Annotated in this window: 16 protein-coding genes; 15 read left to right on the forward strand and 1 reads right to left on the reverse strand. The window is 37.0% G+C overall.

Features of this window, described 5'->3' with window-relative positions; translation table 11 throughout:
* Positions 1-164 precede the first annotated feature (164 nt).
* The 9 genes from AAFN87_RS03355 (at position 165) to AAFN87_RS03395 (ending at position 9053) form a co-directional block, all read left to right on the forward strand.
* Positions 165-1403: a substrate-binding domain-containing protein gene (locus AAFN87_RS03355; RefSeq protein WP_347789612.1), complete on the forward strand. Its 1239-nt coding sequence runs from the start codon at positions 165-167 to the stop codon at positions 1401-1403.
* Between the two features lie 89 nt (positions 1404-1492).
* On the forward strand, positions 1493-2251 hold the full coding sequence (locus tag AAFN87_RS03360) for an ABC transporter ATP-binding protein (protein ID WP_347789613.1): 759 nt from the start codon (positions 1493-1495) through the stop codon (positions 2249-2251).
* Positions 2244-2951 (forward strand): ABC transporter ATP-binding protein, encoded by a 708-nt coding sequence (locus tag AAFN87_RS03365; protein ID WP_347789614.1) that lies wholly within the window; start codon positions 2244-2246, stop codon positions 2949-2951. Before AAFN87_RS03360 ends, AAFN87_RS03365 begins: the two co-directional genes overlap by 8 nt.
* 13 nt (positions 2952-2964) lie before the next feature.
* Positions 2965-3828, forward strand: coding sequence for a branched-chain amino acid ABC transporter permease (locus tag AAFN87_RS03370; RefSeq protein ID WP_347789615.1), 864 nt, complete (start codon positions 2965-2967; stop codon positions 3826-3828).
* A gap of 6 nt (positions 3829-3834) precedes the next feature.
* Positions 3835-4860 (forward strand): branched-chain amino acid ABC transporter permease, encoded by a 1026-nt coding sequence (locus AAFN87_RS03375; RefSeq protein ID WP_347789616.1) that lies wholly within the window; start codon positions 3835-3837, stop codon positions 4858-4860.
* Positions 4857-5873, forward strand: a complete 1017-nt coding sequence (locus AAFN87_RS03380; protein ID WP_347789617.1) for a 3-oxoacyl-ACP synthase — start codon at positions 4857-4859, stop codon at positions 5871-5873. The genes AAFN87_RS03375 and AAFN87_RS03380 overlap by 4 nt, the downstream gene beginning before the upstream one ends.
* Positions 5873-6781, forward strand: coding sequence for an intracellular short-chain-length polyhydroxyalkanoate depolymerase (phaZ, locus tag AAFN87_RS03385; protein WP_347789618.1), 909 nt, complete (start codon positions 5873-5875; stop codon positions 6779-6781). Before AAFN87_RS03380 ends, phaZ begins: the two co-directional genes overlap by 1 nt.
* A gap of 39 nt (positions 6782-6820) precedes the next feature.
* Positions 6821-7552, forward strand: coding sequence for a 3-oxoacyl-ACP reductase FabG (gene fabG / locus AAFN87_RS03390; protein WP_347789619.1), 732 nt, complete (start codon positions 6821-6823; stop codon positions 7550-7552).
* A gap of 16 nt (positions 7553-7568) precedes the next feature.
* Positions 7569-9053 carry a class I adenylate-forming enzyme family protein gene (locus AAFN87_RS03395; protein ID WP_347789620.1) on the forward strand — a complete coding sequence of 495 codons (1485 nt, stop codon included), beginning with the start codon at positions 7569-7571 and terminating at the stop codon, positions 9051-9053.
* A gap of 59 nt (positions 9054-9112) precedes the next feature.
* On the opposite strand, the gene AAFN87_RS03400 is transcribed toward AAFN87_RS03395, so the two are convergent.
* The gene (locus AAFN87_RS03400; protein ID WP_347789621.1) at positions 9113-9739 is read right to left on the reverse strand and encodes a hypothetical protein; all 627 of its coding nucleotides are present in this window, start codon (positions 9737-9739) and stop codon (positions 9113-9115) included.
* A 290-nt stretch (positions 9740-10029) separates the two neighbouring features.
* On the opposite strand from AAFN87_RS03400, the gene AAFN87_RS03405 reads away from it, so the two are divergent.
* From AAFN87_RS03405 to folD, 6 genes are all read left to right on the forward strand, one after another.
* Positions 10030-10221 (forward strand): hypothetical protein, encoded by a 192-nt coding sequence (locus AAFN87_RS03405; RefSeq protein ID WP_347789622.1) that lies wholly within the window; start codon positions 10030-10032, stop codon positions 10219-10221.
* A 560-nt stretch (positions 10222-10781) separates the two neighbouring features.
* Positions 10782-11066, forward strand: coding sequence for a CD3324 family protein (locus AAFN87_RS03410; protein ID WP_347789623.1), 285 nt, complete (start codon positions 10782-10784; stop codon positions 11064-11066).
* Positions 11067-11208: 142 nt separating this feature from the next.
* Positions 11209-11640, forward strand: a complete 432-nt coding sequence (locus tag AAFN87_RS03415) for a GNAT family N-acetyltransferase (RefSeq protein WP_347789624.1) — start codon at positions 11209-11211, stop codon at positions 11638-11640.
* Positions 11641-11676: 36 nt separating this feature from the next.
* The gene (locus AAFN87_RS03420) at positions 11677-12255 is read left to right on the forward strand and encodes a GNAT family N-acetyltransferase (protein WP_481886445.1); all 579 of its coding nucleotides are present in this window, start codon (positions 11677-11679) and stop codon (positions 12253-12255) included.
* A gap of 824 nt (positions 12256-13079) precedes the next feature.
* Entirely contained in the window at positions 13080-13463 is a 384-nt protein-coding gene (gene nusB, locus AAFN87_RS03425) for a transcription antitermination factor NusB (protein WP_347789626.1), read from the forward strand.
* Between the two features lie 26 nt (positions 13464-13489).
* Positions 13490-14350 carry a bifunctional methylenetetrahydrofolate dehydrogenase/methenyltetrahydrofolate cyclohydrolase FolD gene (gene folD / locus AAFN87_RS03430; protein WP_347789627.1) on the forward strand — a complete coding sequence of 287 codons (861 nt, stop codon included), beginning with the start codon at positions 13490-13492 and terminating at the stop codon, positions 14348-14350.
* The last annotated feature ends 63 nt before the right edge of the window (positions 14351-14413 follow it).

Genomic DNA, 14413 nt, shown 5'->3' on the forward strand with positions numbered 1-14413 from the left:
CCCCTCTCTTATTTTTATATGTTAATGTTTCATGCTCCTCTGGTGGTCACGTCAAAACGTCACCAACCTCGTCGCACTCTTGTAACTCATTTGTAACTGTATTTTTATAAAGTACGAGTAAGGCAGAAAGATATGCTCAAAATTTAAACAAGGGGGATTCGTAGATGAAAAAACATGCATGGTGGATTTTTCTCGTTTTCACTTTAATGTTACTTGTAGCTTGCAATGGTGATGATGAAGAAGTAACAAAAGAAGAAGGGAATAAAGAAAGCGATACAACTGAAGTAGCTAAACCGCAAGAAGTGATTAAAGTCGGAGTGTTAGCTTCATTAACAGGAGCATTGGAATCATACGGTAAGCAAACTCAAAAAGGATTTGAACTTGGATTAGAATATGCGACAGCAGGAACGATGGAAGTAGCGGGCAAGAAAATTGAGGTTGTATGGGAAGATACCGAAACAAAGGCAGAAGTAGCAGTACAAAAAGCTACGAAACTATTAGAAGACGATGCGGTTGACTTTTTAGTTGGTTCATCAAGTTCGGGGGATACATTAGCCGTACTTCCGCTAGCAGAGGAATATAAAAAAATAATGATTGTTGAGCCAGCGGTAGCTGATAGTATTACAGGTTCAGAGTTTAACCCATATATTTTCCGTACGGCACGTAACTCTTCACAGGATGCGTATGCTGCAGCTGCTGCAATTGCCGGTGAAGGAGTTAAAATCGCAACATTTGCACCAGACTATTCATTTGGTTGGGATGGTGTATCTGCATTTAAAACAGCTGCAGAAAAATTAGGTGCAGAAATCGTACTTGAACAATACGCAGACCCAGCGGCAACAGACTTTACATCTAATCTACAAAAAATCGTAGAAGCAAAACCAGATTATTTATTTGTTGTATGGGCTGGAGCGAATTCACCTTGGAACCAAATTGCGGATTTAAAACTACAAGAAAAAGGGATTAAAATTTCAACAGGTGCACCAGATATTATTGCACTTCAATTTATGCAGCCATTAGTTGGTATGGAAGGGTTCACTGTTTATTATCATACATTACCAAATAATAAGGTAAATGATTGGTTAGTAGAGGAGCATAAAAAACGTTTTAACGGTGAAGTACCAGATTTATTCACACCAGGTGGCTTCTCGGCAGCTGTAGCGATTGTAGAAGCGCTTAAATTATCGAACGGTGAAGCGGATGGGAATAAGTTAATTCCTTTAATGGAAGGAATGTCCTTTGAAACGCCAAAAGGCAAAATGACATTCCGTAAAGAGGATCACCAAGCATTGCAACCAATGTATTCGATTCGTTTAGAAACAGTAGATGGTGTAAATTATCCGGTTCCTGTACTTATTCGTGAATTATCGCCTGAGGAAACAGAGCCACCGATTTTAAACTAATTAAAAGGGACAGATGACAACATTGTCATCTGTTCTGCATAACAACTTTTACGAAGGTTGTTATGCAGAACAAAAGAGGAGGGACACGGGTGCAACCAATTATACGTACTGAAAATTTGTCGATTCAATTTGGTGGACACTTGGCAGTAAACGGTGTGAATTTTGAAATGCCAGAAAAGCATTTTAAATCTATTATCGGACCAAATGGGGCAGGGAAAACAACTTTTTTTAATTTACTCAGTGGGGAGCTCACTCCAACAGCAGGCGAAGTGTTTTATAAAGGTGCTTCTCTTGCTAAAAAAACGGCGGTAGAGCGCACGCGTATGGGCATTGGACGCTCATTTCAAATAACGAATGTATTCCCTAACTTAACGGTCCTTGAAAATGTACGCCTTGCTGTGCAATCAAAAGAAAAGGTGCGTTTCCAAATGTTACGACATTTTCTTCATTATGAAAAAATTACTCAGCAAGCGATCGATATTTTAGAGCAAGTATTATTAAGTGGCAAAATGAATCAGCTAGCGAATCAATTATCACACGGTGAAAAGCGCAAACTAGAAATAGGTATGCTACTAGCACTTGATCCTGAAATACTACTACTAGATGAGCCGACTGCTGGGATGTCACTTGAAGAAGTACCTGCAATTTTAGATGTAATTCATGCCATAAAAGCGCGAGGGGATAAAACAATATTATTAATTGAACACAAAATGGATATGATTATCGATTTGTCGGATTCTATTATGGTGCTCTTTAACGGTTCGTTGCTAGCAGATGGTACACCGCAAGAAATTATGCAAAATGAAACTGTTCAGCAAGCGTATTTAGGAGGGCTGTACAATGACTAGCTTATTAAAATTAGAGCAAGTAGAAACGTATATCGGCCAATATCATATTTTACAAGGCATATCATTTGAGGCAATTGAAGGTGAGGTTTCCGTATTATTAGGTCGTAATGGAGCAGGGAAAACGACGACACTAAAAACTATAATGGGATTAACGCCCGCTTCCAAAGGAAACATTACTTTTTTAGGAAAGCCTATTGAAAAACTTGCGCCATACCATATTGCCAATGGTGGCATTGGCTACGTACCTGAAGATCAAGGCATTTTTGGCGACTTGACTGTTGAGGAAAATATGCGTGTTGCGATGCGCAAAGAAACAGAAGAGGCGATGCGTAAGCAAGATTATGTGCTAGAGCTCTTTCCTGATTTGAAAAAGTTTTGGAAGAAACATGGTGGGCATTTATCTGGAGGGCAAAAGCAAATGCTAGCAATGGCAAGAGCTTTTGTGAATGATAGTAAGCTGCTGCTAATTGATGAGCCTTCTAAAGGGTTAGCACCAATTATTATTGAGAAAGTAATGGAAGCGATAACGGAGATGAAGAAGCATACGTCTATTTTACTTGTAGAACAGAATTTTATGATGGCCAGTAAAATTGGCGATACATTTACGTTAATAGATGATGGACGAACGGTGCAATCAGGAGAAATGAATGCACTTATCGAGGATGAGCAGTTAAAACGCAAATACTTAGGTATCGGCTAAGGGAGGCGAAGACATGGATTTATTAGTTAGTTTAACGATAAATGGTTTAGCGACAGGCATGCTCATTTTCTTACTAGCTGCCGGGTTAACGCTCATTTTTGGCTTAATGGATGTGCTGAACTTTGCACATGGTGGACTTTTCGTATGGGGTGCTTATACAGGGGTGTTTTCCTATGCTTGGAGTGGTAGCTTCCTAGTTGGTATAGTTGTTGCAATTGTAACAGGTCTTGTACTTGGTTTTATTACAGAGAAAATCATTATTACGCCTGTGTACGGCAATCATGTGCAACAAATATTAATTACGCTCGGTTTTATGCTTGTGCTCCAAGAAATGATAAAAGTAGTATTCGGTCCAAATGGTGTGCCAGTGAGCGTACCGGGCTATTTTGCGGGTAGCTGGGAAATTGGCGATGTCATTATTATTAAATATCGAGTGTTTATTATCGTTATTGGGTTCACGTTATTTGCCATTTTACAGTACATTTTAAAACGTACAAAAATCGGTTTAATCGTGCGCGCAGGTGTGATGAATAAAGAAATGGTGCAAGCATTAGGCATTAATATTAAACGTGTATTTTTACTCGTATTTATGGTCGGTGCGGCGCTTGCTTCACTCGGTGGTATGTTAATGGCACCGTATTCAGGTGTCGTTTATGCAGAAATGGGAATGGAATATGCGATTTTAGGATTTATTGTCGTAGTCATAGGCGGGATGGGTAGCTTTTCTGGTTCACTAATGGCAGCTATTTTAGTTGGACTTGCAGGGAGTTATATGGCCTATTATGTGCCGTTTTTATCTCTTGCAGTAAATATGATTTTAATGGCGATCGTACTCATATTCCGTCCTCAAGGCTTATTTTCAACGGTGAAGGGGTGATTCATTATGAAGCAACCAGCTTTTTTTTCTAAAACTAATATCATTTATTTTCTTATTTTACTAGTGATGATTGCTGTCCCGTTTATTCTCGATTCACGTACTTTCACGATTTTATTAACACAAATTTGTATATTCGCTATTTTGGCGATGAGCTATGACGTGTTACTCGGTTATACAGGAATTGTGTCATTCGGGCATGCGATGTTTTTCGGAGTAGGCGCGTATACAACCTCCGTTATGTTAAGTAGGATCGAGCCAACAATAACAGTCTTTATCGGATCAATCGCAGTTGGCATGTTGTTAGCAGCGGCTTTAAGTGCGGTTATTGGATTATTAACGCTACGTTTAAAAAGCCATTATTTTGCGATGTTTACACTTGCTATTTCTGGGTTACTACTCGTAGTTGCTGAAAAGTGGCGCACAGTGACAAAAGGTAATGACGGTTTTACATTTCGAGCACCTGAATTTTTCCGTGACCGTATTTATTTTTACTTTTTTGTGCTTATTTGTTTAGTCATTGTGTTTATAGTTTTGAAACGTTTTGTCGCCTCTCCATTAGGACGTGTGTTAATTGCGATACGAGAAAATGAACAACGTACGAGATCACTCGGATTTAGAACGCTCGGTTACAAAGTAGTGGCATCAATAGTTGCAGGCGTAGTAGCAAGTTTAGCAGGCTCACTGTATGCAATATCATTACGCTTCGTTAATACAAGCGTAATGACAATTGATATAACACTAGATGCACTACTCATGACAATTATTGGTGGAGTCGGTACATTAATTGGGCCGATTATTGGTGCAGGCGTTATTGAATTTGCCCAACATTATTTATCTGGCCTAGCTCGCGAATACCCTATTTTTGAAAGATGGATTATTTTCTTCGGTATTTTATATGTAGTGGCCGTTATTTTCTTCCCAAAAGGCATTGTTGGAACAGTGTATTTGAAATATAACTCGTGGAAAACAAAAAAACAGCAAGCAAAATTACAAACTGTAGAGCTTGTAAAAGAAAAGGAGCAGTTTGAATGATTGGTATAACTGGGTTAGGAGTTTATTTACCTGAAGAAAGAATGACAGCTGCTCAAATTGCTCATCTGGCATGTATTCCACAACATATTGTCGAGACAAAAATGGGAATTGAAGAAAAAGTGATAGCAGGAGATGATGACCATCCGGTTGAGATGAGTGTGAAAGCCGCTCGAGAAGCGATTCAAGAAGCACAAATCAACCCAAAAGCAATCGATGTCATTATTTATATTGGAGAAGAACATAAAGAATATCCATTATGGACTGCCGCTATCAAAATTCAAGAAGAGCTAGGGGCGGTCAATGCATGGGCATTTGATGTTCAACTCCGATGTGGAACAGCCATTATGGCAATAAAGGTAGCTAAAAGTTTAATGCTGGCAGATGATACGATTCAAACCGTGTTATTAGCGGGTGGCTATCGCAATCATGATTTAATAGATTACAAGAATGATCGTACACGCTTTATGTTTAATTTAGGTGCTGGTGCAGGAGCTATTTTATTAGAAAAAAATACTAACCAAAATGCAGTATTAGAAACACATATCATTACGGATGGTTCATTTTCAGAAGATGTCGTCGTACCAGTGGGTGGAACAAAGCAGCCACTTACGGCAGAAATTTTGCAGCAAGGCTTGTATCGTTTAGATGTGCTAGATCCAGATGGCATGAAGGCTCGTCTTGAACAAAAATCGCTCGATAATTTTTTGAAAGTTATTCGTAGCTCACTTGAGAAAAGTGGTTTCCAAGAACAACAGCTTTCATACGTGGCAATGCTACATATGAAAAAATCTGCACACGATTTTGTTTTACAATCCCTCGGTTTGCAGCCGGAACATTCGATTTATTTATCAAAGTATGGACATATCGGTCAAATTGATCAAATTTTATCGCTTTATTTAGCAAGGAAAGAAGGTAAATTACATGATGGTGCCATTGTCTCACTTGTGAGCGCAGGTATTGGATATGCATGGGGAGCTGTAACAATAGAATGGGGACAAAGGAGTGTAGATTGATGGAAACATTACATGAAGTACCTTTACCAAATGGTGAAACAATGACTTATCGAAAGCGTGATGGTGGTAATGAAATAATCGTCCTAGTCCATGGCAATATGACATCATCGAAGCATTGGGATTTGTTAATGGAATCTTTGGACTCGAAATATACCATTTTTGCGCCAGATTTACGTGGCTTTGGTGGATCTAGCTATAATACTCGCATTACACATATTAAAGATTTTAGTGATGATTTGAAAATGTGGGTAGATGCGCTTGAACTGAAACATTTCACGTTAATAGGTTGGTCTACAGGTGGGGCGGTAGGTATGCAATTTTGCGCGGATTATGCAGGTATATGTGAAAAACTCATTTTGCTCGCTTCTGGTTCCACAAGGGGCTATCCATTTTTTGCATCAAATCCAGATGGCACGCCAAATTTCACAAAACGCTTTACGACTGTAGCTGAAATTGAACAAGATGCCTTTAGAACAATCCCAATGCAGGCGATGTATGATAGCGGCAATAGAGCCGGATTGAAAATTGTTTGGGATAGCGCTATTTATACAGATAATAAGCCAGAATCTAGTCGGTATGAGGCGTATGTAGATGATATGCTCACTCAACGTAATTTATCCGATGTATACCATGCACTAAATACATTTAATATAAGCGCTGTCGATAATGTAGCAGCACAAGGTACAAATCAAGTAAGCCATATTAAGATCCCAGTACTTGTGTTGTATGGGGACCGGGACTTAGTCGTACCAGAAATAATGGCACAAGAAATAATTGAAGATTTTTCAGGTCATGCTACAGTCCAACAATTAAAAAATTGTGGGCATTCACCTTTAGTCGATGATCTTAGTCAATTAACAGCAGCGATCGAACAATTTATATCAGATGAACACACAATAAATCTTTGAAAAATAAAAGGTTAAATCGGGATAAGGGAGAGAATGGAAATGCGTTTACAAGGGAAAGTAGCTATGATAACTGGTGCAGCGAATGGAATTGGTTTAGCATCTGTAAAACGATTCACCGAAGAGGGTGCGAGAGTCGTCATGGTTGACTATGATGATAAAACAGGGCAACAAGTAGCACAAACATTTGGCGAACAAGTAAAGTTCTATGCGGTTGACGTATCAAATCGTCAGCAAGTACAAGAAATGGTTGAAGATGTAGTTGCATCATTCGGGCAAATCGACATTTTAGTTAATAATGCTGGTATTACGCGTGATGCTATGCTCGTAAAAATGACCGAGGAAGATTTCAACCATGTCCTTCAAATAAATTTAAATGGTGTATTCAATTGTACACAAACTGTGGTGCCATACATGATTGAAAAAGGTACAGGTAAAATTATTAGCACTTCTTCAGTGAGTGGCGTGTACGGCAATGTTGGTCAAACAAACTACGCTGCTACAAAAGCGGCAATCGTAGGAATGACAAAATCATGGGCGAAAGAGCTAGGGCGCAAAGGGATTTGTGTAAATGCTGTTGCACCGGGCTTTACAGCGACAAATATGGTTGAAAAAATGCCTGATAAAGTTAAAGAACAAATGAGCAGTATTATTAGTTTACAACGGCTAGGTAAACCAGAAGATATTGCAAATGCCTATTTGTTTTTAGCATCAGATGAATCAAATTACATTACAGGGCATGTGCTCCATGTAGATGGGGGCATTATGATGTAAAAGGTAGGTGGGGAGTATGCAGCAACTAGAAATGTGGATTGTTAAACGAGCTCAGCAATTTCCAAATCAACTTGCTCTTATTCAATTAGATACAAAAGAAGAGTGGACATATGCACAATTGTTACAGTATATTTCTTCCTGGTTGCACTATTTTACATCTAAACAATTCAAACAAAATGAGCGTATTGCTGTATTAATGGATAATTCGATTCATAGCTTTGCCATTCTATTTGCTTGTAGGCTTGCAAATATAATATATGTACCGCTAAATTGGCGAATGGCCGATGAAGAATTACATGCTGTACTGCAAGATTGCACGCCAGCCTTACTAATTACAGATGAAGTGAATGTCGCACGAGGTGAAAAATTATTCGCTCATAGTTTGCTAGTTTATACTACTGTGGATATTGTCCAAAAGGAGTTAATGTATACTTGGCAAAACAACCCTAACCAGCCTTGGATGATGATTTATACAGGAGGAACAACTGGGAAATCGAAAGGCGTAGTGCTTTCATATGAAGCGGTAACGGCTAATGCGATTAATACAGTAATAAGTTGGGGGCTAAACGATCAAGATTGTACACTAAATTATATGCCACTTTTTCACACGGGAGGTATTAATGCGCTATCTCTACCTGTGTTACTAGCAGGAGGTACGGTTGTTATTGGCAATAAATTTGATGCTGAGCAAGCAGTTCGTGCATTAGACGTGTATAAAACGACCATTTCTTTATTTGTACCAACGATGTATCAAGCGATGGTGGAAACGAACTATTTTCAACAGTCTGCTTTTCCGACAGTTAAAGTATTTTTATCAGGTGGTGCACCTTGTCCGAAAACAATATATAAGCGGTTTGCAGAACGAGGTTTGCGTTTTAAAGAGGGCTACGGTTTAACAGAGGCAGGACCAAATAATTTTTATATTGATGCAGAAGTAGCGGCAAATAAAAATGGTGCTGTTGGTAAAAGTATGCTGTTCAATGAAGTGAAAGTAGTAAATAAGCGCGGTGAACTATGTAAGAGTGGCGAAATAGGGGAGCTTTATGTGCGCGGCAGTCATGTGTTTTCTATGTATTGGAACAATGATGAAGAAACGCGTAATGCCATGTGTGATAGCTGGTTGAAGACAGGTGATTTAGCAAAGTTTGACGATGAAGGTGACTATTTTATTGTCGGACGAAAAAAAGAAATGATAATTACTGGTGGAGAAAATGTATATCCGCAAGAGGTAGAGCAATGTCTTTTTGCACAAGATTTTGTGGAAGAAGTGGCGGTCATAGGTATTCCAGATGATATATGGGGTGAAAGTGTAACTGCGTTTGTTGTGACAAAGGCGCCTACAGAATATTTAGAAGAGTTGTTAAAAGCAGCTTGTGCAGAACGTTTAGGCAAGTATAAAGTGCCGAAACGATTTTACTTTTTACCAAGTCTACCTAAAACGGTTGTTGGCAAAATCGATAAAAAGCAATTATTCTCTTATGCCCTAGATCATCATAAATAATAATGATGTTGTTAGTCATAACGGCACTTTGCGAATGAAAATGCCTTGGAAAGCATTTATTATACTTTCCAAGGCATTGTTTTTTCTATACTTTCAAAAAAATAATAATTCGTGTAACGCTGAATTCCGCGAGAAGCTTCGATTGCCTGTTGTTTTTTTGCGTGGTAGGTAGGTGATTGTTCACGGTAAGCTAAAACTGCATCAATACATGCTTGCTGCCACATATTTTGTAAATTGATAGATGTTGCATTTTCCCGATCCCCTTGCAATGCGTAAATAAGCGCAATGCCGTATTGCCCTAATGGTTTTTCCGCAATATTCTCCACTTCTCTCATCGCTAACTCAAAATCACTTGTTAGTAAAGCGCGGTTCATTTTATAAATCGCCTGCATATATGGCGATTTATATTTAGCTAAAAGTACATCAATTGCGGTTACTTGTTCATTAACAGATCCATTTGCTGTTGAGAACGCATAAGCATAAAGCGGATGTTTTTTATTTTTTTCTATGTATTTAGCAATTGCTTGCATGTTTTTTGAACGATAAATAGTGTATAAGTTATAGCCCAAATGAATAAATGAAATGCCAATAATAACTACCACAGCGGTCCAAAAAGGCAAATTGAACATCGCAATAACGATACCTAAAATAATGGCTGTAGAAAATAACAATACATAATACAACATACAAACCTCCTTTTCTTTGATACTCATAATATTAACAAAGTATTCCGCTTTTTTACAGAGTGGGGGAAAGTTAGTGAAGTAAAAAAGCTGAAGGTTGCCGAGGAAGAAAAAGAATCATATCAAGAAGCTTGTAGTAATAAGGCGCAAATCTTGTAGATGAATTTTGCCTTTTTGAGCAATAGGGCCATTTTATATAAAAGTTTACAAACTACGCTTTGGGAACTTTATTTTGTAAATTTATTGAAATATACTATATATTAAGAAATTTACAAAATGGGGTGGGGAATTATATGGTAAATGAACCTACAGAAAAAGAACTAGCTGATATGGCAAAAAAGTTGGGATTAAATAAACCTAATTTTGAATCTAAATCTTACGGAACTCCTCTGTTTCAAGGTGACTTTGGACATAGTATAGACCTTCGTTTTCTAATAACAGTACTTATATTGTTTTTTTATAGGTATTTTTGGGATTATTTATAAAAAGAAGAAGCGTAAGTAATATTCCTACCCTACTTTGTTCACACAGATTTATAAAGTATGCAAAATAAACTTAAATAACGTTCCCAAATGAAAGTTTGGAAATACAAAAAAAGCCAAGAAATGCTGTGAAACCAACGTTTCTTGGCCTTCCCTTTTAATATTGTTTATACAGCTTTTTATGCAAAGGTATATATACATAGCTACAATAAGACTACTTCCAGGGCTTTTAGTTGAATAACGATGTTCCACAATCGGGCGCCATTGTGGAAAAGGAAAGACCAAAAGGCATTGACAAACTCGCTGCACCCGAAAAAAAGGATAAATAAGTTTTATTTAAGTTAAAGTAGTGTTCACTGACAATAATGTTTTTACATGGTTCGCGATATGGTATAATATGGATTTATATTAATGTGGAGTTATATAAATAATCAAAATGCAAGGAGGATTGATTGAATGAGAAGGAATGTTATTTTTGCATAGCAAAGGCTATTGCATATTAAAATAAATAATAATAGCCTTTGCTCTTCCTAAAAGAAATATTAATATTTAGGAGTGCAAAAATGAGCTATAAAAAAGCAAACAATTTTCTACTTGCTGAGTTGATAGAATTGATACAAAAATATGTTGATGGTGAATATATATACATCCCGCGAAAAGAAGATAATAAAAAGAGTTGGGGGTCCAGTACTACAATAAAAAGAGAATTGGATCTAAGAAATTCAAAAATTTATCATGATTATGTAGCAGGAATAGATACAACTACTTTGAGCACAAAATATTATTTATCATTAAAAAGTATTCAAAGAATCGTACTAAAAGAAAAAAGAAAACGAACAAATATTTAAAATAAGTCAATGTGGTTTTTACCGCATTGGCTTATTTTCTTTTATGAAATAAGTATGAGGTTTTTTCCAGTAATGTAAGTCAGATATAATCTAATTAACTCGTATAAAGATTGTTTTTAATAAATAAAAGGGGGCAATGAAGATGAGTTTGTATATTACTAAAGAGTCCAATAAATTGGATAAACAGAAAATTGAGGATGCGCTTTATAAATTTAATTTAAAGCATTTCCCAGTAGATTTAGGAGGTAGATATGAGGAAATCAATTTGTTTTTGAAAGACGATAACGACGATGTTCGTGGAGGAATACTCGCTGAAGTATGTTGGAATTGGTTAGAAATTCAAGTGTTAATAATTGATGAAGAAATACGAAAGTCGGGTTATGGAACGAAATTATTAGTAGAAATCGAGAAGATAGCTTTAGAAAAAGAGTGTGATTTTATTAAGGTAGATACATTAAGTTTTCAAGCTTTAGGTTTTTATGAAAAAAATGGCTATAAAGTGTTTGGGAGTATAGACAACGTAGGTAGAGATTATGAGCATTACTATTTGAAAAAAGATTTAAAGAATTATTAATGTTATAGAGCGAGAAGGGGAATGATAGGAATGAATATGGACAATTTATTTTCAATTGATTGTGGTGAAATATACTTGAGAGAGTTTAGCATTGACGATGTAGATGCTATATATGAACTTACTTCGCAACCTGAAGTTTATGAATTTTTACAAGATTGGCGTTCCACAAGAGAACAACGATTGCACTGGATGACAAATGATGAAATACCGAATAATAAAAAATTTATAGCAGCAGTACCAAATGTCAGCGGCGTAAATTGCTTGATGCTAGGAATAATATTAAAGGAAACAGGTGATTTTATCGGTTTTTGCAATACATGTATTAAAGAAGAACTGAATGAACCAAACCGAGAAATTGCTTATGCTATTTCTAAAAATTTTCGAAACAAAGGGTACACAACAAAGGCTGCAAAAGGGCTAATCGATTATTTATTTGAAAATACAAATGTGGAACTACTCAATACGGTTGTTCTGCCACATAATGTAAGCTCCAATCAAGTTATAAAAAAATGCGGATTCCGTTATAGGGGAGATATTGAAATTGAAGATCAAACGCACTATCACTACACTCTAAACAAAGAAGATTGGAAAAAACAAAGTAGACAAGATTATTGAAGTATTGAATTAGTAGAGATTTGCGCGTAGTCTCAATCTCAGCGTTCATACCGCACATAAAACCCGCCAAAAAATAATAGAATCCCTTCTAATCAAGATGGGAAATACGATTGTACTTTAATAGAAACGCTTTAACAACAGGATTAGAAAGAAATTACTTTATCAATCGCGCATATCAAAAAGTGCAAAATCGAGTCGTATAAAACAGTACAACGCAGCTTTAAGTCTCGTACGCTAGCACGATTGCCATGACAAATAAATCAAAAGAATATTTTACCTTTTTGTTTCAACACCAAAACTCGGTTACGACAATTTATTATAGCGTTTGTTGATTGGAGTGGAGGCAGCTTGACTCCTTGGGGATTAGCGTCACAGATAAGACCCTGGAGCGAGAGTAGCGAGTGAAGCGGCTTATCGGACGCCCCCAGGAAAGCACGCTGGCGCAACGGAAAACAACCCTAAGTTATGGTAAAGAGTCCTTTTTTAGTTGGAAAGTATATTTCTATCATAAAATTTTAGAAAAATACACTTTTTCAGTCCCCTCTATCGTAACAATTACGTTTTTTTCCTCAATTTTATAGCGATTACCTCCTAATTCTTTAAAAACCTCGATCTCATGAAAAGCACCTGTTTTTCGTATTTCATCGATTTACTAGTAATGGAATAGGTTAAAATCAGAATATTATTAAGAGAGTGGATTTCATTCCTGTATTTAAATGCCTCTGTGTAAACGTTTTAATTTTCAAAATTTATCCCAAACTGTGCTATGACAATAAAATTATGCTATGATAAGACCTAATGCTACTTAAGAAGGAGTTTTCACAATGAAACGACATGATGCGCGACAAAAAGCGTTGCAAGTTCTGTTTCAGTTAGATAGCACGGAAATAGCACTTGAAGAAGCGATCGAGCATGTTCTAGAAGAACAAAAGTCAGATGCATTCTTTGAGAAACTAGTACGTGGCACTGCTGAACATAAGGAAGAAATCGACGCAGCGCTAAGCGATAAGCTAGAAAATTGGACATTAAATCGTCTACCTAAAATTGAAAGAACTGTTTTACGTTTATCAGTTTACGAATTACTATTTATGCAAGATACACCGAACCGTGTAGTACTAAACGAAGCAATCGAGCTTTGTAAATTATACGGCGATGACAAATCAAGCAAATTTGTAAACGGTGTGCTTTCTAAATTTACACAACAATAGTAGTGAACATTGGAAGGAGTAACAACATGTCAAGTGCAATTATTAATGGTAAAGAAATCGGTCAAGAAATTCGTAAGTCAGTCGCAAGCCAGGTAGAGGACCTAAAAGTAAAAGGTGTAACGCCTGGTTTAGCGGTAATTTTAGTAGGGGAAAACCCTGCATCGAAAACATATGTTGCAAACAAACAAAAATCTTGTGAAGCAATCGGTATGTTTTCAGAATTAATCAAACTACCTGAAGATATTTCTGAAGAAGCTCTACTACACCAAATTCGTGAATTGAATGTTCGTAATGATATTCACGGTATTCTTGTACAACTCCCATTACCAAAACATATTAATGAAGATGCGGTCATCGCAACTATTTCTCCGGAAAAAGATGTAGACGGCTTCTCACCTGTAAGTGTTGGGAAAATGATGTTAGGACAAGAAACGTACTTGCCATGTACTCCTTATGGTGTTATGAAATTATTAGAATATAGTGGTATTGAAATTGCAGGGAAACACGCTGTAATCGTTGGCCGGAGCCATATCGTTGGAAAACCAATGGGGCAGCTACTACTGCAAAAAGATGCGACAGTTACATATACTCATTCCAAAACACCGGATTTACCATCGTTTACAAAACAAGCTGATATTTTAATAGCAGCAGTTGGTCGTCCGAACTTCATTACAGCAGAGCACATAAAAGAAGGCGCAGTTGTTATTGATGTCGGCATTAACCGCGACGAAAATAATAAATTATGTGGTGATGTAGATTTCACAGCGGTAGACGGAATTGCATCACATATTACGCCTGTACCAGGTGGAGTTGGTCCGATGACAATCACAATGCTGCTAGCAAACACTGTGCAATCAGCAGAAAAAACATTATTACACGACAAATGATTTTAAAACATGTAAAATAAGTAAGACGGAAGCTGTTTTTCGTAGGAGAAACAGCTTTTGTCT

Origin of the sequence: Solibacillus sp. CAU 1738 (genome assembly GCF_039888725.1) — a bacterium.
Classification (GTDB): Bacteria; Bacillota; Bacilli; order Bacillales_A; family Planococcaceae; genus Metasolibacillus.